Raw genomic sequence first — 24,530 nt, forward strand, 5'->3', positions numbered from 1 at the left:
GCAAAGGTTCTGGCGGATTGCGGCTGGCGGATAAGGTCAATATTGCCCGGCGAGGCAAGGGGCATTGCGTCAGCCAGTGCGTTGTTAGATATACAGTTATAATCGATCACTCCAATAATATCGCGCTATGACGCGACGATTTTCACCTGACTCAGGATAAGACATGGGATTTATGGCATCGGCAGCGGAAGAGTCGCTGTGGCGACATCGGGCATTTGTCGCTTTCTGGCTGGCGCGCACCTGCTCATCATTTGGTTTTCAGATGTTTTCAGTGGCGATCAGCTGGCAGATTTACGCGCTGACCAACAGTGCGCTGGCGCTGGGGATGATCGGTCTGATGCAGTTTCTGCCGTCGGTGCTGCTGGCACTGCCCGCGGGTCATCTGGCCGATCAGTATGATCGGCGGCGTATCGTTTTGCTGGGGCAGCTGGTGGAGTTCGCCGCGCTGCTGGCACTGGTGGTGCTTACCCTGTTTCATAGCGCTGACAAGACCGCGCTGTGGGGACTGGTGTTTATGATTGCGGTGGCGAAAGCGCTGGAGTGGCCGGCGATGTCCTCGATGCTGCCGTCGCTGGTGCCGCCCGCGATTCTGGCGCGTGCGATGGCGATGAACTCGGTGGGTGGTCAGGCGGCGGTGATTGTCGGACCGACGATTGGCGGGCTGCTTTATGTCGCAGGCCCGGAGGTGGTCTATGGCGTTTCGGGTCTGTTCTATCTGGTCTCGCTGACGCTGGTGAGTCTGCTGCGTTATGAGCGTCCGATCCAGAGTCGTCTGCCGATGAATATGAAGAATCTGTTCGCCGGTATTCATTTTATCCGTGAGCGAAAAGATGTGCTGGGGGTGATTTCGCTCGATCTGTTTGCGGTGCTGCTGGGCGGGGCGACGGCGCTGTTGCCGATTTTCGCCAAAGATATTCTGCATACCGGGCCGTGGGGATTGGGAATGTTGCGCGGTGCGCCGTCGGTGGGGGCGCTGCTGGTTGGCATCTGGCTGAGTCGCCATAAGCTGGAAAAGCATGTCGGGATGATTATGTTTGGTTCGGTGGCGGGCTTTGGCGTGGCGACGCTGCTGTTCGCGTTCTCTACTCAGCTCTGGCTGTCGCTGGTGGCGCTCTGTGCGCTGGGTGGTTTTGATATGGTGAGTATGGTGATTCGCGGTTCGCTGGTGCAGCTCGATACCCCGGACGCCATGCGCGGGCGGGTGAATGCAGTGAACGCCATCTTTATTAATACTTCAAACCAGCTGGGGGAGTTTGAGTCGGGGCTGCTGGCCGCCTGGCTGGGCGCGGCACCGGCGGTGGCGATTGGCGGCATCGGGACGCTGGTGGTAGTGGCGCTGTGGATGAAGCTGTTTCCGCATCTGCGGCGGCGTCAAAGGCTGGAGAATGAGGTGGACCCGGTTTAAGGCACTCTGCTTCTGGCGTAAAGAGCTAAAAAAACGGCATCCCTGCCAGTTCAGCGCGGGCGCAGGTTCCCCTCGCTTCAGGTGTATAGCGTCAACCGGCCAGCAGGCCGGTGACAGTCGGATGCCAGTCATGGTGCCAGTGCGTGCCTGAAAGACGGCGGGGGAGGCCGGCTCGCAGGCGGGGGCCATCAGGCCCCGGTTTTTCCCAGGTTGGCGTCAAATGTTAGCCAGCTTTCACGCATCTCCACTACGCGGCGGGTTTTGCGCGCCTCATCGATTTTTATCGCGGTGAGGCCCGCTTCCAGCGCGTCCACCACCGAAACTTTCAGCGGTGTTCCCTGTTTAATATGTTTAACGATCTCTTCCGCCATTAGCGCATCCGCGCCGTAGTGGCCATCATAGGCGTTGCCGCTGTAGGCAGTCTCCACCTCTTTCTCACCGCTGCGCGCATTGTGGACGCGGAAGTAGTTTCGCACGAAGTCGCCCTCGGCCATGCCGTCGGTGCCCATCACACAGAAACGGCGGAACTCATCCGGCACGTTCAGGTTGGCGTGAAACGCGAGCGTCGCGCCGCCTTCATACTCAATCAGCGCTGTCTGGTAGTCGACAATATCGGCGTCGCTGTCAAACACCGCATCGGTGCTCGACCAGCCGCTGGGTTTGACGTGGTAAAGCTCTGACTCAGCGGTGATGGCACCCTGCGGCGCATGGGCAGGGGTAAAAGATTTGCGGCCACCAAAGCTGGCGACCCGCATCGGACGCTGTTGCAACAGGCCCTGATAGAGATCGATGTCGTGACAGCACTTTTCCAGAATATAGGGACCGGCATACTTCTCCAGACGCCGCCAGTCGCGCTGGAAGAATGCGCCGTGGTAGGGCTTGATATGTTCTGTCGCCTCAATCGAGGTGATCTCTCCCAGCTGACCGGCATCGCGCGCCGCCAGCAGGTCGTGATAGAGCGGTGAGTAGCGCAGCACCAGCCCGACCAGAATGCGCTCTTCGCCATACTGCCGCACCAGCTTCGCCATCTCCATGGTCTGCTCTTCATTGATCACCACCGGTTTTTCGGTAAACACGGTGTAGCCCGCCGCCAGCGCCTGGCCGACATGCTCCAGGTGCAGAAAGTTGGGTGAGCCGACCAGCACCACATCCATTCCGCCATGCGCTAACAGCGCCTCAATCGAGGTAAAGGCCTCACCGGGTGGGATGCCGAAGCTGTGCAGATTGGGCAGGCCGGCGGGGGCCGGATCGTAATATCCCACTACCGAGAAGGCGTCGTCGGCTTTGCTGAACTCTTTGATCACGTGAGAGAGACGAAAGCCGAGACCGATAATGCCTACTTTCATGTTAAACCCCTGATCCTGAAATCGGATAAGCCTGGCCCGCCTGTGGGCGGGCGCGGCTGTTGATAATCTGACCATCAACTTATTACGGCAGAAAAACTAATGTCAATATCGGGCTGCGCGTTTTGCGGCGTACTATTTTGTTATCCATATGTAAAATAACAAAAAATGGCCGATATATTTTTGCCATATTTATTTGTTATTGCGATTTAAGTTTTTTTACCCTATCGTTCGCTGATTATGGCTACAACCCTTAATCAAGGGAGGAAGCGCGTGCAATCACACTATCTCCTGGGCATCGATGGCGGCGGCACACAGTGTCGTGCGCGTCTGACGGACCTCCAGGGCAGGGTACTGGCGGAAGCTCTCGGCGGACCTGCCAACGTCTGGTCGCAGTATGATGCGGCACTGAGCTGCGTCGAACAGCTGGTAAGCCAGGTCTTCTTACAGGCGGGCTTAGCGCCGCAGGCGCTGGCGCAGACCTCGCTGGTCGCCGGACTGGCGGGCGCGAATGTCGCCTCGGTGCAGGCGCGGCTCGCCAGCTGGCAGCCCGCCTGCGCGGCCTTAACGGTGGTCAGCGATGTGGAGATCGCCTGCGCGGGCGCGCACGGCGGGCAGCCTGGCGCCGTCTTTATTATTGGCACCGGCAGTCAGGGTGCCGCCTGGGACGGTGAGCGTTTTACCCTGCTCGGCGGCTGGGGCTTTACCCTCTCCGATCAAGGATCGGGCGCGGAGCTGGGCCAGCGCGCGCTGCGTCTGGCGCTGCTGGCTCACGAAGCGATCGTCGGGCAAAGCGATCTGACCCGCCAGCTGATGGCGCGGTTCGATCACAGCCCGGAAACCATGCTGCTCTGGACGCGCACCGCCACGCCCGCTGACTGGGCCCGCGTGGTGCCACAGATTTTTGCCGCGGCTGAGGCAGGCGATCGCCACGGCCGGGATCTGCTGCAACAGACCGCAGCCGATATTGGCCTGATGGTGCGTCGGCTGATCGCCCTGAGCAACGGCAGCGTGGCGCTGATGGGCGGGCTGGCGACGCCGATTCAGCGCTGGCTGGACGACGATATTCAGGCCCGGCTGGTGACGCCGCAGGGTGACGCCTTAAGCGGGGCACTGACGCTGGCGCAGCAGGCGACGGCTGCCCGCTAACCGATCTGAAGCGGGCTGCGCCTGCTCCGCCCACGAATCCGAGGAATTTATGACCGCTCCCAACGTAACCGCGCGCATTCTGCGGTTGATTGTTGAAAACGCACCGATCAGCCAGTCCGACCTGAAAGTTCGCAGCGGACTCAGCATGTCAACCGTGTCACAGGCGACCAATCGTCTGCTGGCGCAGGAGATCGTGCAGGAGCTGGGGCTGCGTCGCGTGTCGATGGGGCGGCCCAAAACCCTGCTGGGGCTTAACCCCGATCGCGCCAGCGTGATTGGCATTCAGCTCAATGCTGAACGCAATCTGATCGTCATGACCGACCTCAGCGGCAATCTGCTGGGCGAACAGCAGATGCCGAAAGGCACGCTCACGCCACGTCAGCTCGGTGACGCGCTGGCGAAGTTCCTGCGCGGCGTGGAGGAGAAGCGGGTCGGGGCGATTGGCCTGGCGCTTTCGGGGCTGGTCGATGCCGAAAATGGCTACTGCATCCGCTCGAAGGTGCTCGACTGGGATAACGTTCCCATTGCCCGCCTGCTGGAAGAGCGCTTCTCGCTGCCGGTGTTTATTGAGAATGACGCCAACGCGATGGCGATGGCGGCGCTGGTGTTTGGTCAGCTCGGCAACGCCCAGTCGGCGGTGATCGCCACCTACGGCAAAGGGATCGGGGCGGGCATCATCCTCAACCGCCAGCTCTACCGCGGGCGTCATGGCAAAGCGGGCGAGATTGGCAACGGTCTGGTGGGCGACGGTTCGCTGCGTCTGCTGGAGGATGTCGCCTCATCGCGCGCGATCCTCAATCGGGTGGCGGAACAGGAACCGGCTGAGGGGCTGACCCTCCAGGCGCTGGATCAGCGTCCGACGCCTGAGGTGCTGGCGGCGCTGGAAGAGGCGGGGCGTGAGCTGGGGATTTCGCTGGCAAACCTGTCGGTGGCCTACGATCCTGACGTGGTCTATCTGGCGATGGAGCCGCACATGGCGTCGCGCATTCTGCTCGATCACATTACCCAGAGCTTCCAGGCCTACCGGCTGAAACTCACGCCACACATGACGCCGTTGCAGTTCCTGACCGAATCGAACCGGATGTGGGCGCTGGGGGCGGCGGGGTTTGCCGTCAACCGGCTGCTGGATCTGCTGGCGGCGCAGGCCGATGAAGAGCCGGTGACCTGACGCCTCCGTAACTGAAACGGGCGCTGGCGCGCCCCGTTAATCTCCGCCTTTGGCTAACGCAGCCGTAAGCCCTGCGCATCAAACAGCAGGCAGTGCGCGGCCGCAATCCCCAGTTCAACCTGCGCACCCAGATCGCGCGCTGTTGCTTCGCGCTCTTCCACCACCAGCATCTGCTCGCGCCCGATGTCCAGATAGAGATAGTTAGTGTGACCCAGCATCTCGCCATAGGCCAGCTCGCCGTGAAAGCGCCATGCGTCCGGCGTCTGCGCCGCAGGCTGGAAGTGCTCAGGACGAATGCCCAGCGTCACCGTCTGCCCCTCGTGGCATTCGGCGGCGATCTTCAGCACCAGCCCCTCCATCTTCAGTTCCGGCAGCCGCAGCTGCACTTCTCCTTCACCGATGGCGCTGATTTCCGCCCGCAGGAAGTTCATTTTTGGCGAGCCGATAAAACCGGCGACAAACAGATTATCCGGGTCGTGGTAGAGCGTCAGCGGCGCGCCGACCTGCTCAATGCGGCCCTGACGCAGCACCACAATGCGGTCCGCCAGCGTCATCGCCTCCAGCTGATCGTGGGTGACATAAATCATGGTATTGCCGAGCGAGGCATGCAGCCGGGCAATCTCAATCCGCATTTGCAGACGCAGCTCCGCATCCAGGTTGGAGAGCGGCTCATCGAACAGGAAAATGCGCGGATGGCGGATAATCGCCCGGCCAATCGCCACGCGCTGCCGCTGGCCGCCAGAGAGCGCACGCGGCAGGCGGTCAAGCAGTTCGGTGAGATGCAGGCGCGCTGCCGTCTGCTCAATCGCCTGGGCGATCTCCGCTTTGGACTTTTTCATCACCTCCAGCGGATAGGCCAGGTTGCCGCGCACCGTCATATTGGGGTAGAGCGCATAGGACTGAAACACCATCGCGATGCCGCGCTCGGTAGCGGGCTGTTTTGTCATGTCCCGCTCCTCAATCAGCAGCTGGCCGCTGCTGATCTCCTCCAGCCCGGCGATCATCCGCAGCAGCGTCGATTTACCGCAGCCGGATGGCCCGACAAACACCACAAATTCACCGCTGTTGATCGTCAGATCGATGCCATGAATGACATGAACCTGTTCATAAGACTTCTTCACATTCTGCAAGCGCAGGCTGGTCATCGGCTACCTCACTCAGAGTAACTGGCCCATGTAGATGGCATTACTGCGCAGGATCGGGCTGAACCCCATGCGCTGATAGAAGGCGCAGACCTGCTCGTTTTGCAGGCTGACGCCAAGATGAACACCGCTGACGCCCGCCGCCCGCAGCGCCGCCAGCTCATGCTCAATCATCCGTCGCCCCCAGCCACCTTTCTGCGCGGTGGGCAGCAGGTTGATGTGCAGGTGGGCGGGCCACTGCGTCACCAGCGCGTCCGCCGCCTGGTCGGGATGACGAATCGCGTCGAGCACTTTGCTGTCGAGCGGGGCGCTGGCGCTGCGATCACGATATTTCTCCTGCAACAGCGGCCACCAGTGCGCGGCTAACTGCGCTTCAAAGGCGCGGGTATCCGGTGCGGCCACCACATAGCCCTGTACTTCCCCCTCCTTCTCCAGCACGAAAGCGAAATCGGGCGCGAAGCGGGCATAGGGCACGGCAAAACGCTGGCCAGGATAGTCGGGATCGGAGTAGAGCGACCGGGCATCGCCGCCGGCATCGGCGGTCTCCAGGCAGATGCGGTAGAGCGCCGGATAGTCCGCCGGGGTTGCCGGACGAATGAAGGCTTGATGGGTCATGGTGATCTCTCATGAGTGAGTGAACAGGTCAGTGTCTGAACAACGCCGCCGATAAAAGTCACGTTAATGAAAGCGGACTTAGTTTTCAAGATAGAATAATTACCTTATCGCACTAACACAGGCGGTTCGGCAATGTTTACCGCCAGCAGGCTGCGCAACTGTGATCGCCGACACGCCCGCATCACGCCGGTTGCAGCCGCAACGGGGGCCGCTGAAATGAGAAAAGTGTGAGCGTGATAGGATTTTCATATGTTTTATCAGGACGTTAATTTGCGATTATGGCGCTGGCGGTTCCTGCTGGATGGCGCGCCTCTGCTGGTGAGGCGTCACGGCTGATGACGTAAAAGCCAGCGCGGCGTGCTGCTTTACGCGCCATTGCGCTGTTTATTTGCGCGCGCTCACAGCGTTGCAATTCCTGGTCTCCGCTGTTTGACTTTATTTTTTTATTAAAGTAAGTATGAGTAAGTGCATTGGTGTGCGGCTTCAGCTTGCAGGATGGCAGGCGGTGAGATGAAAGGATGCCGATCCTGGTCTGAAGAAGGTGAGCATAATGTCTGTTTCCTCCGTTCGTTCGTTCCGAATTCGTCATGTGGGTCGGCTGCTGGCGGCGGGCTTGCTGGCAGGCAGCGTCTCGCATGCCGCCCACGCCGCCGTTACCCTGAATGAGTGGGATATTTACAACTATCCGCAGCAGACTGCCGCGGTGGATGAGGGGATTAAAGAGTTTTCGCAGCAGAATCCCGGCATCGTGATTAACCGCTCGGTTCACTCCTTTGAAGATACCCGTATTCCCCTTAAGCTGGCGCTGACCGCCGGTGATGGTCCGCAGATCGCCCAGGTGAACCAGGGCGGCGGCGATATGGGCTCGCTGGTCAAAGATAAGCTGCTGCTGCCGCTCGACAGCTACGCCGCCAGCAACGGCTGGACCACCCGCTTCCCCGACTCGATCCTCAAACGTAACCGCTGGTCAGACAGCGGCGAGTTCGGCAGCGGCAAACTTTACGGTATCGCCAGCCTCGGCGAGATGGTCGGCCTCTATTACAACAAAGCGCTGCTGGATAAAGCGGGCATCGCGGTGCCGAAAACCCTGGCTGAGCTGGAGAGCGCCATGGCGAAGCTGAAGCAGCAGGGCACCGCGCCGATGATGCTCGGCCTGCTGGATGGCAACATGGGTCAGCAGCTGCTCAGCACCCTGTGGCAGGCGCAGATCGAGAGCCACGACCGCAAGGCGCTGGACAACCTGATTTACGATGTCGGCGGCAGCTTTAAAGACAGTAAGCTGGTGAGTGCCGCCACCATGATGAAGAGCTGGACCGACAAAGGTTATTTCTTCCCTGGCTTCCAGGGCATTGGTCACGACGACGCGGCGACCCTGTTCCAGAATGGCCAGGCGGCGTTTCTGGTCAGCGGCACCTGGTATCTCGGCCAGTTTAAAGACAACAAAGATATTCACTTCGCCGCCATGCCCGCCGGTGAAGGGGTGAAACAGCCGCTGATGGTCGGCGGGACCGACCTGGCGTTCTCCATCACCAGTACCGCGAAGAGCAAGGATGAGCAGGATGGCGCGGCGAAGTTCATCAACTATATGGTGTCGGATGCGATGGCTGACCGCTGGCTGAAGGTGGGCTTCCTGCCGGCCAGCACCAATAAAGCGGCTAAAATGCCGGCGGACAATCCGCTGCTGGCGGAGGCGTACCAGGTCTGGCTGACGCTCAACGACTATGACGGCTTAGGCCACTACGTTGACTGGGCGACCCCGACCATGAACGCCGAGCTGAACCAGAACGTCCAGCTGCTGCTGGCGGGCCGTCAGACGCCCGATCAGATGGTCATCAACTTTGATAACAACTATCAGCGTTACCTGAAAACCCTGAAACACTAAGCCGGTGGCCCGGCGCATCGCCGGGCCTGAGCGTCGTTCTGAGCCACGAGTAGGGTTATGTTGAATTTAAGCGGTTGGCGTAATTTCCTCTATGTTCTGCCCGCGGTGCTGGTCTATGCGGTCTTTCTGCTGTTGCCGCTGCTGGCCTCGCTGGGCATCAGCTTTACCGAATGGGACGGCACCTCGCTGCCGCTGTTCAGCGGCGTCAGCAACTATCTGCGGATGTTCAGCGATCCGGTGTTCTGGATTGCGCTCGGCAATAACGCCATCCTGATGCTGTTCTACACCCTGCTGCCGATTGGCGTCGGTCTGCTGCTGTGCAGCTTTCTCTATGAGACCCGCAACAACAGCGAACGCAGCGTGCTGCGCATTCTCTTTTTCCTGCCCTATATCATGCCGATGGCGGTGCTGGGCGTGGTCTGGCGCTGGCTCTATAACCCGGCCTTTGGTCCGATTGATCAGCTGCTGCGCGCTATCGGGTTGCCGCAGCTGGCGCTGTCATGGCTAGGCGACTTTACCTGGGCGCTGCCCGCCGTCGGGCTGGTCGCCACCTGGTACTTCTTTGGCTTCTGTCTGGTGCTGTTTATGGCGGGCCTGCAACGCATGGACCCCTCACTGCTGGAGGCGGCCGATCTGGATGGCTCGTCGCGCCGACAGAAGTTTATGCGCATCACGCTGCCCGGCCTGCGGCCTGAGCTGCGAATTGCGCTGCTGCTGACGGTGATCGCCAGCCTGAAAGCCTTTGACCTGGTCTATGTGATGACCCAGGGCGGGCCAGGCACCTCCACCATGGTCACCAATATCTTTATGTATAAGCAGGGCTTTGATCTGCACTACTTCGGCTACGCCTCGTCGGTGGCGGTGTTCAGCATGATCATTGTTTTAGGGATTAACTACCTGATCCATCTGGCCTTAAAGGAGCGTTACTGATGCGAAGCACTCCGGTGATTTCACGCGCGCTGATCTGGATCGTGGCGCTGATGACCATTCTGCCGTTTCTGATGGCGCTGATGACCTCGTTTAAAACCCAGATGGAGCTGTTTCAGGGGGTCTTTACGCTGCCCGCCTCGCTGAATTTCAAAAACTACCTGACCGCCTGGCAGCAGGGGCACTTCAACGTCTACTTTCTCAACTCGGTGCTGGTGGTGATCCCGGTGGTGCTGTTCAGCGTGCTGCTGGGCATTCTGGCTGGCTTTGGTTTCGCCTGGCTGAAAATCCCCGGTAAGAAAGTGATTGGGGCGATGCTGGCGCTGGGCATGGTGCTGCCGAGTGAAGCCTTTATTATTCCGCTCTATCACGAGCTGCGCTGGATGGGACTGACCAACACCTATCTGGCGCTGATCCTGCCGCAGATCGCCCTGTCGCTGCCCTTTACCACGCTGATGATCGCCAGCGCTTTTCAGCAGGTGCCGAAAGAGCTGGTGGAGGCGGCGGTGATGGATGGGGCGTCGCGGGTCAAAATTCTGTGGGGCATTCTGGTGCCCGCTATCTGGCCGACCCTGTCGACGCTGGGGCTGCTGCTGTTTATCTGGACCTGGAACGAGTTCCTGATCCCGCTGATTCTGGTCAACAAAGATGAGCTGCGCACCCTGCCGATCGGCATGATGTTCTTTCAGAACAAAAACACCATCGACATTCCGGTACTGATGGCGGGCGCGATGATTGTGATTATGCCGCTGATCCTGGTGTTCCTGATTTTCCAGCGCAAGTTTATCAGCGGCGTCACCGAAGGGGCCGTGAAGTAATCTGTGACATCCTGCACGAAACGGCGCATTGGCGATCAGACAAAGGTTTGCCGCGCCGTGGCGTGCTGCAATTCCTCCTCCTCAATCCTGCGGGAGACGCATGATGCACCTTTCCCTTGCCGATTTTCACCCGGCCGCCGATGGTGAAACCCTGGACACCCTGGTGCTGCAACGCGCCATCGATCAGATTGCCGCCGCTGGCGGGGGTCGCCTGACGCTGCCCGCCGGACGATACCGCAGCGGCTGCCTCAATCTGCCCTCTGATTTTGAACTGCATCTTGAAGCGGGGGCGGTGCTGATCGCCAGCCAGCGGCTGAAAGATTACCAGCGGGTGCAGGCGCTCAGCTGCGCAGAGAAGTCCCACAACGTGCTGCTCTATGCGCTGGGCCAGCGCAATCTCACCCTCAGCGGTCAGGGCTGCATTGACGGTGACGGCGAAGCCTGGTTTGCCGCTGAGCGTGATGAGCAGGGCTATCGCCTGCCGCGCGTCGACCGGCCGCGTATTATCGTGTTCGAGGATTGCGAGCAGGTGAGGCTGACCGGCTTTACCCTTGTGCAGGCACCGATGTGGACCGTGCATCTGGTGAGCTGCCGTCATGTGCATATCGACCACCTCACCATTGATAACGCCATGACCATGCCGAATACCGATGCGCTGGATATTGACAGCTGCGAAGCGGTGTTTGTCAGCAACAGCTACCTCAGTGCCGCCGATGACGCCATCTGCATCAAAACCACCCATAAACCGGCCGCGCTGCGGCGTCCGGCGCGGCAGATTATGATCGCCAACTGTCTGCTGCGCAGCTACAGCTGTGCCTTTAAGATCGGCACCGAAACCTGGGATGATGTGGAAGATGTCACGATGACCGGCTGTACCATTTTTGACTCCAACCGTGGGGTTGGCATCCTGTCACGCGACGGCGGCGCGATGCGGCGTCTGCTGTTCAGCAATCTGACCTTTGCCTGTCATCACGCGCCGCCCTGTCACTGGGGCAAAGCCGATCCGCTGCATATTTCGGTGCGCCGCCGCGATCCCGCGATAACACCGGGCATCGTGGAGCAGGTGCAGTTCAGTAACGTCACCGGCGTGGCGGAAGGGGCGATTAACCTGCATGCGGCAGAGCCGGGCTGGATACGCGATGTGGTTATCAGCCAGGTGCAGATGCAACAGACGGTGGCGCAGGTGCCACAGGGGCAGTATGACGTGCGGCCACCCTGTAACCCGGACGCGCCGACCGGCATGGGGCTGGATAACGCCTACCGGCTCGATCCTGAAACCGGCGAGGCGTATGGGGTGGAGCGCTATCCCGGCGGACTGCCGGGCCTGTTCGCGCGCGGGGTAGAGAATCTGCAACTGCATAACCTGGCGATCCGCCGTCCAGTGCCGTTACCGCCAGGCTGGCATGCTGACTGCGTGGTGCAGTTGCCGACCTGAGTTACAGCGCGGCGGCGATGGCGGCACCGAGCTGTTCAGTGCTGGCGCTGCCGCCGAGATCGCGCGTCAGATGCTCGCCCGCGGCCAGCGTGCGCTCAATCGCCGCCAGCACCGCCTCCCCGGCGGCTTTATAGCCGAGGTGCTCCAGCATCATCGCGCCACACCAGATCTGCCCGATGGGATTGGCGACGCCTTTACCGGCAATATCGGGCGCGGAGCCGTGGACCGGCTCAAACAGGCTGGGGAAGTGACCTTCCGGGTTGATATTGGCCGAGGGGGCAATGCCGATGGTGCCGGTGCAGGCCGGACCGAGATCGGAGAGAATATCGCCAAACAGGTTGCTGGCGACCACCACATCAAACCAGTCGGGATGCAGCACGAAGTTGGCGGTGAGAATATCGATGTGATACTTATCGACGCGAACCTCGGGAAACTGGCTGGACATCGCCTCGACCCGGCTGTCCCAGTAAGGCATGGTGATGGCGATGCCGTTGGATTTGGTGGCGGAGGTCAGGTGCTTTTTCGGCCGGCTCTGCGCCAGCTGATAGGCAAACTTCAGGATGCGATCGACGCCGGTGCGCGTCATCACCGTCTCCTGAATCACCACTTCACGCTCGGTGCCAGGGAACATGGTGCCACCGACGCTGGAGTATTCCCCTTCGGTGTTTTCACGCACCACATAGAAGTCGATGTCGCCAGGCTGACGATTGGCCAGCGGCGCTTTCACGCCTGGCATCAGGCGCACCGGACGCAGATTGACGTATTGATCGAACTCGCGGCGGAACTGCAACAGCGATCCCCACAGCGAAACGTGGTCGGGCACCACATCGGGCCAGCCGACGGCACCAAAGTAGATGGCGTCAAAGGTTTTCAGCTGCGGGAACCAGTCGTCAGGCAGCATTTTGCCATGCTGCTGCCAGTAGTCGGCGCTGGCGTAATCGAACCACTCCCAGCGCAGCGGGATGTTAAATTTCTCCGCGGCGGCATTCATCACGCGGACGCCTTCCGGCATCACCTCTTTGCCGATGCCATCACCAGGGATCACGGCAATACGATGGATTTTGTCAGTCACAGGGCACCTTTCCGGTTGATGTTCGAATTGTGTACGCAGTATAACTGTCGATTCCGGGGAAATAATGAGTCTGAAACGCAATCCAGTGTTGAATCAAAGTAGAGAATCCCGTACCTCAACCGACGACTTAGCCTTCTTTGTTCGCCTGGCCGCGCTGGATAGTCTGACCGCCGCGGCGCGCGAACTGGGATTGTCGCTGGCGGCGGTGAGCAAACGACTGAGTCAGCTGGAGCAGCGGCTCGGCGTGCAGCTGTTGCGTCGCACCACGCGGCGGCTGGAGCTGACGGCGGAAGGCCGCCGTTATCTGGCGGGAGCGCGTCCGCTGCTCGATCAGCTGGCGGCGCTGGAAGAAGCGGTCAGCGGCGAAACCGCCCAGCTGCGCGGTACGCTCAACATCAACGCCTCCTTTGGTTTTGGCCGTCGTCATATCGCCCCCTGCGTCTCCGCTTTTGCCGCGCTGCATCCGCAGCTCGCGCTGTCGCTGCAACTCAGCAGCCAGCCGCTAAACTTTCTTGATGCGCACGTCGACATTGATATTCGGGTGGGGGAGCCGCCTGACTCGCGGCTGGTGGCGCGTAAACTGCGCACCAATCCGCGCATCCTCTGCTGCTCACCGGCCTATGCGGCCCGGCACGGTCTGCCCGCCACGGTGCGTGATCTGGCGCAGCACAACTGTATTCTGCTGCGCCAGCACGACAGCGATTTTACCCTGTGGCGGCTGACCCGTGGTGAACAGAGCATCAATCAGAAAGTGCGCGGTAGCCTGATGACCAACGATGGGGAAGTGGCGATGCGGCTGGCGATGGATGGGCACGGCATCCTGCTGCGTTCGTGGTGGGATGCGCAGCACAGCCTTGCCTCGGGCGAGCTGCTGCCGGTCCTGCCAGATTGGCAGGCACCCGATGGCGATATTTTTGCGGTCTGGCAGGCGCAGCGCCAGTTGCCCGCCCGCCTCACCGCCTTTGTCGACTTTTTGCAGCAGCATCTGCAACCGGTTGATTAGCCGGGGCTTCAGCACCTGTAGCGGCTTCAGAGAGGGCGCCGGGTGACCAGAAAATATACCGCACTATGCTGATTCTGCGGCCTGCCAACCCGGCTGCGTTTACACCATTTTTGCACATGCGTATGATTCTCATTCTTTTTTATCCTGGCTCTCTCCGCTGCGCCGCGGACAGCCAGGAGCCGATTAAGGAGTACAGCATGAAATCGTTGTTCAGCCCGCGCAGAGCAACACTCGCATTGGCGATTGTCGCAACCTTCAGCCTGACAGCGTGCCAGTTGCCCGCCAGAAAAGCGGAGGCCGGTGGCGCCGTGGTTATGCAACCCTCCAGCCCGGACAACCTGATTCAGCGCGAGCTGGGTGATGGCCTGGATGAAATGGCTTATCTGCCGGCGAAGAACGCGCTCTATGTCACCCGCGCGCAGCAGGTTAACGAGGTCAGCGGCGGCATGATTTACCGTCTGGATGGCACCAGCCTGAAAACCACAGCAACCGGGTATTATGACCTGAAAAACTTTGGGCTGATCGCTGAGCCGGATGGCAGCGTACTCTACGCCACCAATACGCTGGACAGCGGCATCTCTGAAATCGATGCGCAAAGCGGCAAGGTGTTGAAGCGCCTGATGTTCAGTGAGAAAAACGCGCAAAGCCAGCCGTCTGGCACCCGTGAGATCTTCCTGCATGAAGGTCTGCTCTATGTCGGAGGCGTGGGCGATCCTGGGGTTATCTGGGTGGTGGACGCGAAAACCCTGACGCTGAAAACCCGGATTAAAAATGCCGGAAACGGAATCAACGGCATTATCTTCTCACCGGTCAGTGACCGGATTTACGCCGCGAACGGCAGCGGTGAAATCCTGGTGATCAATCCGCGGAACCACAAAATCGAGCAGCGCCTGATGCCAGGCGATGACAAAACCTACCAGTTCCTGAATATGGCTGAAGATGCGGCAACCGGCCGCCTGTTCGTCACTGATAACGCGGCGGCGAAGACCACGCTGATCTTTGATGAGCGCAGCGGCAAGGTGATTAAGCGTCTGGCGCTGGGCGCTTCACTTGGCGTTAAATTCAACGGCAAGCGCAATGAGATCTACCTGAGTCAGCCTGAGTCGAAGAGGGTAGTGCAACTGGATGGCACCACCTATGAGGTGAAGAACAGCTGGTCGTTTGAGGGAAATCCAGAGAGCCTGCTGGTGTCGCCTGATGGAGAGACGCTCTATGTCACGGTGACGCAGGGCGTCAACAACGAGCAGAGCAGCCAGGGACCGGACAGCGTGGCGCGCATTACGCTGCAATAAAGAAAACAGGCGGCATCGCTGCCGCCTGTATCATTACTTCGCAACACCTTCTACCAGCACCACGCGGTAGTTCGCGCCTTTCAGGCGATGCGCCTTAGCTGCCTGATATTCGGGGCTGTCATACCATGCGTGCGCCGCGTCGCGGCTTGCGAATTCCAGAATCACCACGCCTTCCGCTTCCTGGCCTTCCAGCGTTTCCAGTTCGCCATAAAAGGCGAGCGGATTGATCTGATGATCGCCGCGTGCCTGGCCCGCTTTCTCGGCGTAGATCGCCATTTCGTCCTGGTTCAGGGTGTTATCACGAATAAATACAACGTATGCACTCACAGGTATCTCCTTAAGCTTTTTTATCCTGGGTTTCGGTATCGAAGTCAGCGGCATCATGACGCTCATGCAGCTGATCGGCCGGGTCGCCCATGACGCGGTTGACCTTGCGGCCACGAATGACGGCAGGGCGCTGGGCGATCTCTTTGGCCCAGCGCACCACATTTTTATAGGACTGCACATCCAGGAATTCGGCCGCGCCATACTGATCGTTCAGCACCATATTGCCGTACCACGGCCAGGTGGCGATGTCGGCGATGGTGTAATCCTCACCGGCAAGGTAGCGGTTATCCGCCAGCTGACGATCCAGCACATCAAGCTGACGCTTCGCTTCCAGGGTAAAGCGGTTTATGGCGTACTCAATTTTTTCTGGCGCATAGTGATAGAAGTGGCCGAAACCGCCGCCGAGGAAAGGGGCGGAGCCTTGCAGCCAGAAGAGCCAGTTCAGGGTTTCGGTGCGCTGAGCCACATCTTTCGGCAGGAAATAGCCAAATTTTTCCGCCAGATAGAGCAGAATATTGCCCGATTCAAACACCCGAATCGGCGGCGTGGCAGAGTGATCGCACAGCGCCGGGATCTTCGAGTTGGGGTTGATCTCAACAAAACCACTGGAGAATTGATCGCCTTCGCCGATGCGGATCAGCCAGGCGTCATATTCAGCGTCATTGACGTTAAGCGCCAGCAGTTCTTCCAGCAGGATGGTCACTTTCTGGCCGTTCGGGGTGCCAAGCGAATAGAGCTGCAACGGGTGTTTGCCGACCGGCAGCGCTTTGTCATGGGTGGGGCCAGCGAACGGACGATTGGTTTTTGCGCCGTTACCTTTTGCTTCAGGGTCCCAGGTCCAGACTTTTGCGGGCTGATATGCGTTTTCCGACATAATGAAAGTTCGCCTTGTGGTGTGATGATGGTCTGGAGTGTAGCAGGTGCTGAGAGGGGGATTTAACTCTGCTGGCTGCGCCGCTGAGCGCAGAGCGGATGAAGCCAGGCGTGCAGCGGAGTCAGGGGCAGGGCGGATAATTGAAAGCAAGTGTGTAGCTTATCGCCCTGGCTGAGCAGGGCCGTGCCGCCTGCGCGGGCGGCACGGCGTAGTGGCTGACGGTTTACAGTAACTCCCGCTCAATTCGCTCACGGGTTTCTATCGCCTGGGTTTTCATTTTTTCCGGGTAACCAAACAGCGAGGCGGCGATAATCGGCTCACCACCGACTTTATAGCTGCGGCTGGCAAAGCCGGTGTCGCGCAGCGTCTGGAACAGGCTATCGAAATCGACTTCGCCTTCCCCGACCGCCACATGCTGGTGAATGGTGGCATCCACCCCTGGCGGGTTGACGATATAGCGGCAGTGGCGGGTGTGATTCATGGTGTCGGCGATCAGCATGTGCGACAGATCGTCACCGGCGTACTCCAGCATCGTTCTGACATCGCCTTTGCCTTTGTCATAAAAGAAGGTGTGTGGCGCGCTGTAGATATACTTCACGTTGTCGCTGCGGAACGACTTTACAATGTCTACGGTTTCGTTGTTCTCTTCGCAGAAATCCCACGGATGCGCCTGTATTTCGATGCGGATACCTTCACGTTCAATCACCGGCAGCAGCTCTTCCATAGAGCGATAGAACATCTCTTCACAGATTTCCGGCTCGTTGGGCGTGCCTGAGAGTTCGGTGTTGATCACCTGCACTCCCATCTCAACGGCAATCTCTATCATCCGCTTCCAGTTCTTTACCGCGGCCTGGCGGCGCAGTTCATCCGGGCCTGACCAGCGATAGACCACGATAAACGAGGAGATCTCCAGTCCGGTGGCGCGCAGCGCATTTTTATACTCGGTGATGATCTCGCGGCTGGCTTTGGGGTGTTTATAGAACGGGTTGATCTGCGGGTGCGGCGACTGTTCGATATATTTATATCCCCAGTCAGCCACCTGATGGACCATACGGGTAATGCCCAGTTCTTTGATGACATCCACATCAAAAGCAATTTTCATGGCTCTGCTCCGGGAAGTTGCTGTTCTCTGCTCAGGACAACGCCGCTCTGATCGCGGGGTTCCCGCGGGCAATCAGCGACTGACTGGAGTGGTTTTAGCAAATGTACGTTTTAATGAAAGAGAAAAAGGAATGAAAATTTCATTCTGCGAGCGCGATCAACCTGCCGGACGCTTTTTATAACGCTCCTGAGGCAGCGAATAATTTAAATGGGCGTTTTAGCGGGAAGGGAAAATTCCACTGTCCCGGTGGATGAAATTTTTAGTTGATCGGGGGGCGTCTCAGCCAGCCCGATGCGGAGAGGTTTGCTGGCCAGGCGGGGCGCGGCTAGCGGGTTAAAACGCCCAGGCGGATAGCATATTTTTTTATTTTGTAATGCAGCGTGGTGCGGGAAATCGCGAGCTTTTTAGCCGCTTCCGCCACATTGCCATTGGTGTGATTAAGCGCTTCGATAATGAGCTGTTGTTCAAATTGCGTCACCCTGGCAGCAAGGCTGCCGTCGCTGGCCAGCGGTGCGGCTACGCCGGGTGATGGCGCGGATTCGGGATCGGCGGCAGAGAAGAGTTCCGGGTACTCCTCATCGTAAGCGATGTTTTGTAAGGGGCCGTCCCGCTCCTGCATAATCATGCTGCGAACGATGGTGTTCTCCAGCATACGCACGTTGCCCGGCCAGGCGTGTTGCAGCAGAAGATGGCAGGCTTTCTCGCTGATCCCCTGAATGTCATGTTCCACGTCATCCCGATACTTATCAATAAAATAGCGGCTTAGCAGCAGAATATCCTCTGGCCGGGCCGCCAGCGGCGGCAGGGCTAATATCCCCACGCCGAGGCGATAGAAGAGGTCGGCCCGCAGTCGGTTCTGTTTGATCAGCTGCGTGGGAGATTCGTTCATCGCCGCCACGATGCGCACGCTGGAGTGAATTTCCTGGTTACCCCCCAGTTTCCAGAAACGGTTATCCTGGAGGAAGCGCAGCAGTTTGCTTTGCATCTCTACTGGCATGGCGTTCAGTTCATCCAGAAACAGCGTGCCGCCGTCGGCCAGCTCAAGATAGCCCTGACTGTTTTCCGCGCCGGTAAAAGCCCCTTTGACGGTGCCAAACAGGGTGCTTTCTATCAGCGCAGGCGGAAGCGCGCCGCAGTTCAGGGCGATAAAGGGTTTACTGGCGCGTTTACTGCAACGATGGATTAAGCGCGCAAAAAGCTCTTTGCCGGTGCCGGTTTCGCCCACAATCACCACCGGCACGTCGTTGACCGCCAGACGCTTCGCTTTGTCTATCAGCGCCAGCATGGCGGGATTTTCGGTAACGATGTCGTGGCTGCTTTCGGCGCGATTTGAGTAGAGTAGCTGGTTTAATTCGACAACCTGCTCCTGTAACCGGCGCACGCTGGACATATCCCGGCCAATCTCAATCACCCCGACCATCTCGCCGTTACTGGCATAGAGCGGGGCAGTGGTGTGCTGATAATCAACCGCCTGACCTCTGGCGTTGTAGTAGACCTGGTAGTGACCAATATATTCCACCCCGGCGTTAAGCGAATGCAGCATGGTGCTCTGCGACGCCTTCATCCTGGGGTAGACCTCCAGCATAGGATGGCCCAGCGCCTGCTCAACGCTATACCCATCCAGATCGGCACTCTCCTGGTTGTAATAAACGTATCTCCCCTCACCATCGATTATCGCCAGTGGCTGATGGATAAGGTCAAAGAAGCGGGAAAACATCTCAAGCGCATGCTGCAATTCCGGGTCGGGCGAAGGCATAAGTGAGTCCTTTCAGACAGAGACGGATTTTCGTCATCCGGGCAGCTTTTCGAAAAGATGACAAAAACTGTTGGCTCTGATTTTTATTAATGATCTGTTTTTAAACATAAAAAAGAATGGCACGGCGGTTGCAATAACAGGGTTATCTGTAAGGAGATTTCTTAGCTCAAACCATCGATAAACAGAGGATTTTATGTCAGATAACATCGTTAAAAATTACAACCATCTGCGTCAGAACCTTATCGGGCACGATCGTCGTTTTACCAGCCATCAGGGAAAACTGTGCTTCGAAGGTGCCGATCTCGAAGCGCTGGCAAAAAAATATGGTACCCCGTTCTATGTGTTTTCCGAGCCAGAGATACTGCGCAACATCAAAGAAATTGAGCAGGCGTTCGCTGCGCATCCCCGAACCAAAACCTTCTTCGCCTCAAAAACCTGCTCGGTGATGGGCGTGTTAAAAGCGATTAAAGAGGCGGGGATCTGCGCTGAAGCCAACTCGCTTTATGAGATTCGTAAATGTCTGGAAATTGGCTTTTCAGGTAGCCAGATTGTGTTTAACGGCGTGGTGAAAAAGCCTGAAGATCTGGAATACGCGATTGAGAATGAACTCTATCTTATCAACGTCGATAGCCTGTATGAGCTTGACCATATTGACGAAATCTCCCGTCGCCTGAAGAAAACCGCTAACGTCTGCGTCCGGGTTGAACCCAATGTGCCTTCAGCAACCCATGCCGAGCTGGTGACCGCCTTTCATGCGAAGTCGGGACTGGATCTGGAGCAGGCTGAGGAAACCTGCCGCCGCATTCTGCACATGCCCTATGTGAAGCTGCGCGGTTTGCACATGCATGTCGGCGATCAGGTGCCAGAGTCGGCGCCTTTTGCGAAAGCCACTAAAGTACTGGTCGACGAATCGCGGCGGCTGGAAACGGTGCTGGGAATCAAATTTGATCTGATCAATGTGGGCGGCGGCATTCCGGTGCCCTACAAATATGATGAAGAGAATGGCGATCCGTTAAAGGACAATATGTATGCCGGGATCACCGCGCAGCAGTTCGCTGATGCGGTGATCCGGGAAGTGCATAAATGGCGCACCGACATTGAGATCTGTATTGAGCCAGGGCGAAAAGTGACAAGCTCAGCGGCCGTGCTGTTAACCGAACTCGCCTGTGAAAAACGTAAAACCAACTATGACCTGAACGGTAATGTTGAATGTCACGTTGAGTGGAAATTTGTGGATGCGGGTTACAGCGTGCTCTCGGACAGCCAGCACTATGACTGGTTCTTCTATGTCTATAACGCTTCCCGCATTACAGAGCCGCACGATCGCTATATCAAACTGGCGGGTCCGCTGTGTGACGGCGGGGATTACTACCATATGGGCGTTAAAGGCGAGGAGTTCTTACTGCCGCACGCCAGCCAGGTGGGTGACATCGTGGTTTTCCTTGATGCAGGTGCTTACACCATTGAAAGCCAGACGGTTTACAACAACCGTCCGCGTACGGCGGTGGTGATGATCGACAATCAGGGCCACGACCGGCTCATCCGCCGCGAAGACACTTACGAAGATATGGTCAAATACGACCTCTATTAATTTGCCCTTTGCGACAGAGGGCCACTGTCGCCCTCTGGTATTCGCTGGAGACGACCATGAGTAATAGCAACTCAAGTCTGCTTGGAATCAAAGACATTGTCTTTATGAATGTCATTGCGATTCTGAGTTTACGACAAATTCCCAATGTGGCGCCCTATGGCGCATCAGCCATGCTGCTGTGGGTTCTCGCTGCGTTATGCCTGTTTTTCCCGTTAGCCATGGTCTGTGGTGAACTCTCTACCGGATGGCCGAAAGATGGCGGTATTTTTGTCTGGGTCAGGGCAGCCTTTGGAAAACGTATCGCCTGGATTGTGGTGGTGTGCTTTTTATTTTCCTGCGTACTCTTTTTTCCCCTGATGCTGCAATTTGGTTTTACCGCGCTGGGATATATGTTCAGCGACCATCTGGCCGAAAGTAAGGCATTTATTGGCGTCGGCTCAATGGTGATCTTCTGGCTGCTGACGCTGTTAAATATTCGCGGAATGCAATGGACAAAAATCATTAATAGCGTCAGCGCCTGGTGTGGGGTATTTATCCCCTCGGCAATTTTGATCCTGTTAGCGATTGTCTGGCTCTGTAGCGGACATAAGATGCAGACCGATTACGCCACCGCCGCCAACTGGATCCCCGATCTCAGCCACTGGGATACCATTGTATTTCTGTCCAGCATGATGTTTGCCTTCGCCGGATTAGAGGTCGCGCCGATGATTGCCGGACGCACCCAGAATCCTCAGCGGGATTTCCCCCGCGCGATGGCGTTTTCTGCGGCGGTGATCGTTGGCATTTATATGGTGGGGACCTGGGCGCTGAATACGCTGCTACCGGCAGGTAAGACGGATATTGTGGCCGGCGTTATGCAGGCGATGCAGACTGCGGCGAATACCCTGCATATGCCGTGGTTGTTGCCGGTGATGGCAGTCTGCATGTTTTTCGGCGCGCTGGGGCAAATTAACTCCTGGCTGGTCGGGCCGATTTACATGCTTCAGGAGGCCTCGCGTGAAGATAATCTGCTGGGCGAGCGTATCAGTAAACTGCATCCAAAATATCAGACACCCGCTTTTGCCCTGATGATGCAGGCGCTGATCGTGACGGTATTATGTTTTTCCACCTTTATCTCGCCCAGCGTAGCCGCCGCCTACTGGATGCTGACCGCGTTAACCACCATTACCTACTTCATTCCCTATCTGGTGATGTTTCCCGCCTTTTATCGCCTGCGGGTCACTCAACCCGATACGCCGCGCAGCTTTAAAATTCCAGGCCGGGTGATGCCGGTTTTACTGCCCGCTTTAGGCTTTATTTCTATCGCTTTTGCGGTATGCCTGCTGTTTATTCCACCTTCACAGATCGATATGGGCGGATATTTTCAGTATGCCGGGAAAATTATTGGCGGAGCGCTGTTAGCCGTGATCGTGGCGGAAGTGATTTACCACAGAGCGCAACGACGTAATGCAAAATTGCTGATGAGTCAGGTGAAATAACATGTACATGCCAACACTTGAAATCGATTTAAAAAAACTGACCGAAAATGCCCGGATGGAAAAAGCGATCTTATCCGGTCATGGCATTGAGGTTATGGCGGTGAACAAAGTTTTTGATGGCTGCATTGAAACGGCGCAGGCGGTGTTAGCCGGTGGGATTAACGTGATTGCAGAATCCCGCACCTATAATCTGAAAAAGATCCGCGCTACCGGTTGCACCACCTGTTTATTACGCAGCCCCTGCCTGAGTGAAATTGAGGATGTGGTGCGTTACGCCGACATCAGCCTGAACAGTGAGCCGGTGGTGATGCGGGCGCTGTCAGATGAAGCCCGGCGTCAGGGGAAAATCCATCAGGTGCTGTTAATGATTGATATGGGCGATCTGCGCGAGGGGATCTGGTTTAGCCACTATGAGCAGATCCTCGCCGCGGTAAAGCTGATTGAAGCGTTACCGGGCGTGACGCTCTATGGGCTGGGCACCAATTTCAACTGCTACGGAACCGTGCTGCCCACGGTAAAAAACGGCGAGGATTTTCTGGCTATCGCTAACCGGCTTGAAGCGGATAGCGGAATGAGCATTAAGCGCCTCTCCGCCGGCAACTGCACCAGCTATCACCTGCTGGACAAAGGCATCTGGCCTGCCGGATTAAACCATTTACGTATTGGCGGGCTGCATGAGTTTGGCATTGAATATGTGGAGATGAAGTATCTCGATGCCTTCCACCATTCGGACAAGGATGTCAGCAAGGCGTGTTCCGATCTCTATGTGCTGCATGCCGAAATCATTGAGCTGAATAGTAAACCCACGGTTCCTGTCGGTGAGCTCGGCGTAGACGCTTTCCTGCAACCGAAATCATTTGTCGATCACGGCACGCGCAAACGGGCGCTGCTGGCGTTTGGTCGTCAGGACGTGCCGGTTGAAAACTGTGTGCCCTGTGATGAGGCGATCACCATCCTCGGCCAGACCAGCGATCACACCCTTGTGGATATTGAGGAGAGCCAGCAGACGCTGAAAGTGGGGGATGTGATCTGCTTTGAACTGGATTACACCGGTCTGTTGATGGCGTGTCAGACTCGCGGCGTACAGCGTCGTTTTAAATTTTGATCGTTAACCCGATACCGGTGGGCGTGCTCACCGGATCCCGCCATTGCAGACAGAAAACGTCTCCCCGCCGCCGGGAATTCTGCCAGGGCCTCTGTTCAAAAAACGCCTCTGCTGATGCGCTCTTCCGGGCACCGTTCGCTGACTTCGCAAGCTGAACGGGATCTTTTCAGGGACAGCGAATTTAATCATTGCCAGATTAATCACATATCAGTTTGTGTCATCGCTTCTGTTTAATGCTTTTGCCTCGCTATTTTAGCGTTATTAATGACGGTGAATTTATTATTTGTCACTATCTTTAGCCGCTGGAAATAGAGGGTTGCTGCTATTAACATTTTCGCCATTATTTGTTTTATCTTTTTGGCAGGCATTTTACCCAGGGTGGATTAATAGCATTTTTAGCCAGTAATCTTTCCGGGGATGCTCATTTTTCAACTGATGGCGAAGATAATTAGATGTTTTTTGATGTCAGTTATGGTTTTTTGTTGGTAACTCTTTTTGTTATTTAACGCCCAGTCGTCATTTTCAAATGGTGTTAGTTAGTTTGTTGATTTTTATGTGTTTAATGGTTAATTATTTTATATTTATCCGCGGATTATTTTCATTTTTCATTAACATGAATTCCAGAAGTATAATAATTTTCTTGTTCTGAATGTTTTACGTAAGTAATTGATTAAGTATTCGACTGTGATCTATTATCTTTATCCGCCACATCAGTTATGAATAAAATCACGCAGCGATAAAACAAGGAATGACATTATGAGCGACAGCTTTCAGGCTGAGGTGCCCAAGGCACGTATTAACCTAAAATTAGCCCTGCACACAGGAGGTGCTCAGAAGAAAACAGAATTACCGTTAAAGTTACTGGTAACAGGCGATTTCAGTAACGGACAGGAAACCGCGCCTTTATCCGAACGCAATAAAATCAATATTAATAAAAACAATTTCAACAGCGTCCTTTCCGAATATTCCCCGAAAGTTAATCTCAGCGTTAAAAATACCCTTGCCGGTGATGGCAGCGAAGAGAATATCAGCCTGGTGTTCCGCGA

At 57.1% G+C, this 24,530-nt stretch carries 21 protein-coding genes; 13 read left to right on the top strand and 8 right to left on the bottom strand.

Annotated elements, in window-relative coordinates:
• The first annotated feature begins 163 nt into the window (after window positions 1-163).
• Window positions 164-1,405 carry an MFS transporter gene (locus tag ACCW71_RS16275; protein ID WP_436373161.1) on the top strand — a complete coding sequence of 414 codons (1,242 nt, stop codon included), beginning with the start codon at window positions 164-166 and terminating at the stop codon, window positions 1,403-1,405.
• 188 nt (window positions 1,406-1,593) lie between these two features.
• Here ACCW71_RS16275 and ACCW71_RS16280 read toward each other — a convergent pair whose 3' ends face one another.
• Window positions 1,594-2,751, bottom strand: a complete 1,158-nt coding sequence (locus ACCW71_RS16280; protein ID WP_436373162.1) for a Gfo/Idh/MocA family protein — start codon at window positions 2,749-2,751, stop codon at window positions 1,594-1,596.
• A 270-nt stretch (window positions 2,752-3,021) separates the two neighbouring features.
• Here ACCW71_RS16280 and ACCW71_RS16285 point away from each other — a divergent pair, with 270 nt between their 5' ends.
• Both ACCW71_RS16285 and ACCW71_RS16290 read left to right on the top strand, forming a co-directional pair.
• The gene (locus ACCW71_RS16285) at window positions 3,022-3,897 is read left to right on the top strand and encodes a BadF/BadG/BcrA/BcrD ATPase family protein (RefSeq protein WP_436373164.1); all 876 of its coding nucleotides are present in this window, start codon (window positions 3,022-3,024) and stop codon (window positions 3,895-3,897) included.
• Between the two features lie 49 nt (window positions 3,898-3,946).
• A complete protein-coding gene (locus ACCW71_RS16290) occupies window positions 3,947-5,065 on the top strand; it encodes an ROK family transcriptional regulator (RefSeq protein WP_436373166.1) in 1,119 nt (372 codons plus the stop codon).
• Between the two features lie 53 nt (window positions 5,066-5,118).
• On the opposite strand, the gene ACCW71_RS16295 is transcribed toward ACCW71_RS16290, so the two are convergent.
• Together ACCW71_RS16295 and ACCW71_RS16300 are read right to left on the bottom strand one after the other, a co-directional pair.
• Window positions 5,119-6,210: an ABC transporter ATP-binding protein gene (locus ACCW71_RS16295; protein ID WP_436373167.1), complete on the bottom strand. Its 1,092-nt coding sequence runs from the start codon at window positions 6,208-6,210 to the stop codon at window positions 5,119-5,121.
• A 12-nt stretch (window positions 6,211-6,222) separates the two neighbouring features.
• On the bottom strand, window positions 6,223-6,822 hold the full coding sequence (locus ACCW71_RS16300) for an N-acetyltransferase family protein (RefSeq protein WP_436373169.1): 600 nt from the start codon (window positions 6,820-6,822) through the stop codon (window positions 6,223-6,225).
• A gap of 550 nt (window positions 6,823-7,372) precedes the next feature.
• Here ACCW71_RS16300 and ACCW71_RS16305 point away from each other — a divergent pair.
• The 4 genes from ACCW71_RS16305 (at window position 7,373) to ACCW71_RS16320 (ending at window position 11,884) form a co-directional block, all read left to right on the top strand.
• Window positions 7,373-8,704 (top strand): extracellular solute-binding protein, encoded by a 1,332-nt coding sequence (locus tag ACCW71_RS16305; RefSeq protein WP_436373171.1) that lies wholly within the window; start codon window positions 7,373-7,375, stop codon window positions 8,702-8,704.
• 57 nt (window positions 8,705-8,761) lie between these two features.
• Window positions 8,762-9,634, top strand: a complete 873-nt coding sequence (locus ACCW71_RS16310) for a carbohydrate ABC transporter permease (protein ID WP_436373173.1) — start codon at window positions 8,762-8,764, stop codon at window positions 9,632-9,634.
• Window positions 9,634-10,449, top strand: a complete 816-nt coding sequence (locus tag ACCW71_RS16315; RefSeq protein WP_436373175.1) for a carbohydrate ABC transporter permease — start codon at window positions 9,634-9,636, stop codon at window positions 10,447-10,449. The genes ACCW71_RS16310 and ACCW71_RS16315 overlap by 1 nt, the downstream gene beginning before the upstream one ends.
• Window positions 10,450-10,552: 103 nt before the next feature.
• Window positions 10,553-11,884 carry a glycoside hydrolase family 28 protein gene (locus ACCW71_RS16320; protein WP_436373209.1) on the top strand — a complete coding sequence of 444 codons (1,332 nt, stop codon included), beginning with the start codon at window positions 10,553-10,555 and terminating at the stop codon, window positions 11,882-11,884.
• A 1-nt stretch (window position 11,885) separates the two neighbouring features.
• Here ACCW71_RS16320 and ACCW71_RS16325 read toward each other — a convergent pair whose 3' ends face one another.
• A complete protein-coding gene (locus ACCW71_RS16325; protein ID WP_436373177.1) occupies window positions 11,886-12,956 on the bottom strand; it encodes a tartrate dehydrogenase in 1,071 nt (356 codons plus the stop codon).
• A gap of 64 nt (window positions 12,957-13,020) precedes the next feature.
• Here ACCW71_RS16325 and ACCW71_RS16330 point away from each other — a divergent pair, with 64 nt between their 5' ends.
• Window positions 13,021-13,959, top strand: coding sequence for a LysR family transcriptional regulator (locus ACCW71_RS16330; protein WP_436373178.1), 939 nt, complete (start codon window positions 13,021-13,023; stop codon window positions 13,957-13,959).
• Between the two features lie 197 nt (window positions 13,960-14,156).
• Window positions 14,157-15,251, top strand: coding sequence for a YncE family protein (locus ACCW71_RS16335; RefSeq protein WP_436373180.1), 1,095 nt, complete (start codon window positions 14,157-14,159; stop codon window positions 15,249-15,251).
• A 33-nt stretch (window positions 15,252-15,284) separates the two neighbouring features.
• On the opposite strand, the gene ACCW71_RS16340 is transcribed toward ACCW71_RS16335, so the two are convergent.
• The 4 genes from ACCW71_RS16340 to ACCW71_RS16355 form a co-directional block, all read right to left on the bottom strand.
• A complete protein-coding gene (locus ACCW71_RS16340; RefSeq protein WP_436373182.1) occupies window positions 15,285-15,578 on the bottom strand; it encodes a DUF1330 domain-containing protein in 294 nt (97 codons plus the stop codon).
• A 10-nt stretch (window positions 15,579-15,588) separates the two neighbouring features.
• Entirely contained in the window at window positions 15,589-16,452 is an 864-nt protein-coding gene (yghU, locus tag ACCW71_RS16345) for a glutathione-dependent disulfide-bond oxidoreductase (protein ID WP_436373184.1), read from the bottom strand.
• 223 nt (window positions 16,453-16,675) lie between these two features.
• Complete coding sequence (locus ACCW71_RS16350; RefSeq protein ID WP_436373186.1) at window positions 16,676-17,554, bottom strand: sugar phosphate isomerase/epimerase family protein; 879 nt, start codon at window positions 17,552-17,554, stop codon at window positions 16,676-16,678.
• A gap of 325 nt (window positions 17,555-17,879) precedes the next feature.
• Window positions 17,880-19,310: a sigma-54 interaction domain-containing protein gene (locus tag ACCW71_RS16355; protein WP_436373187.1), complete on the bottom strand. Its 1,431-nt coding sequence runs from the start codon at window positions 19,308-19,310 to the stop codon at window positions 17,880-17,882.
• A 193-nt stretch (window positions 19,311-19,503) separates the two neighbouring features.
• On the opposite strand from ACCW71_RS16355, the gene ACCW71_RS16360 reads away from it, so the two are divergent.
• From ACCW71_RS16360 to ACCW71_RS16375, 4 genes are all read left to right on the top strand, one after another.
• Window positions 19,504-20,901, top strand: a complete 1,398-nt coding sequence (locus tag ACCW71_RS16360) for a diaminopimelate decarboxylase family protein (protein WP_436373189.1) — start codon at window positions 19,504-19,506, stop codon at window positions 20,899-20,901.
• A gap of 56 nt (window positions 20,902-20,957) precedes the next feature.
• Window positions 20,958-22,379, top strand: a complete 1,422-nt coding sequence (locus ACCW71_RS16365) for an APC family permease (RefSeq protein ID WP_436373191.1) — start codon at window positions 20,958-20,960, stop codon at window positions 22,377-22,379.
• A gap of 1 nt (window position 22,380) precedes the next feature.
• Window positions 22,381-23,484 (top strand): alanine/ornithine racemase family PLP-dependent enzyme, encoded by a 1,104-nt coding sequence (locus tag ACCW71_RS16370; protein ID WP_436373192.1) that lies wholly within the window; start codon window positions 22,381-22,383, stop codon window positions 23,482-23,484.
• A gap of 756 nt (window positions 23,485-24,240) precedes the next feature.
• A partial coding sequence (locus ACCW71_RS16375; RefSeq protein WP_436373193.1) for a type VI secretion system contractile sheath small subunit occupies window positions 24,241-24,530 on the top strand: 290 nt, incomplete at its 3' end.

It is taken from the genome of Pantoea sp. C2G6, assembly GCF_051336815.1.
GTDB lineage: Bacteria > Pseudomonadota > Gammaproteobacteria > Enterobacterales > Enterobacteriaceae > Pantoea.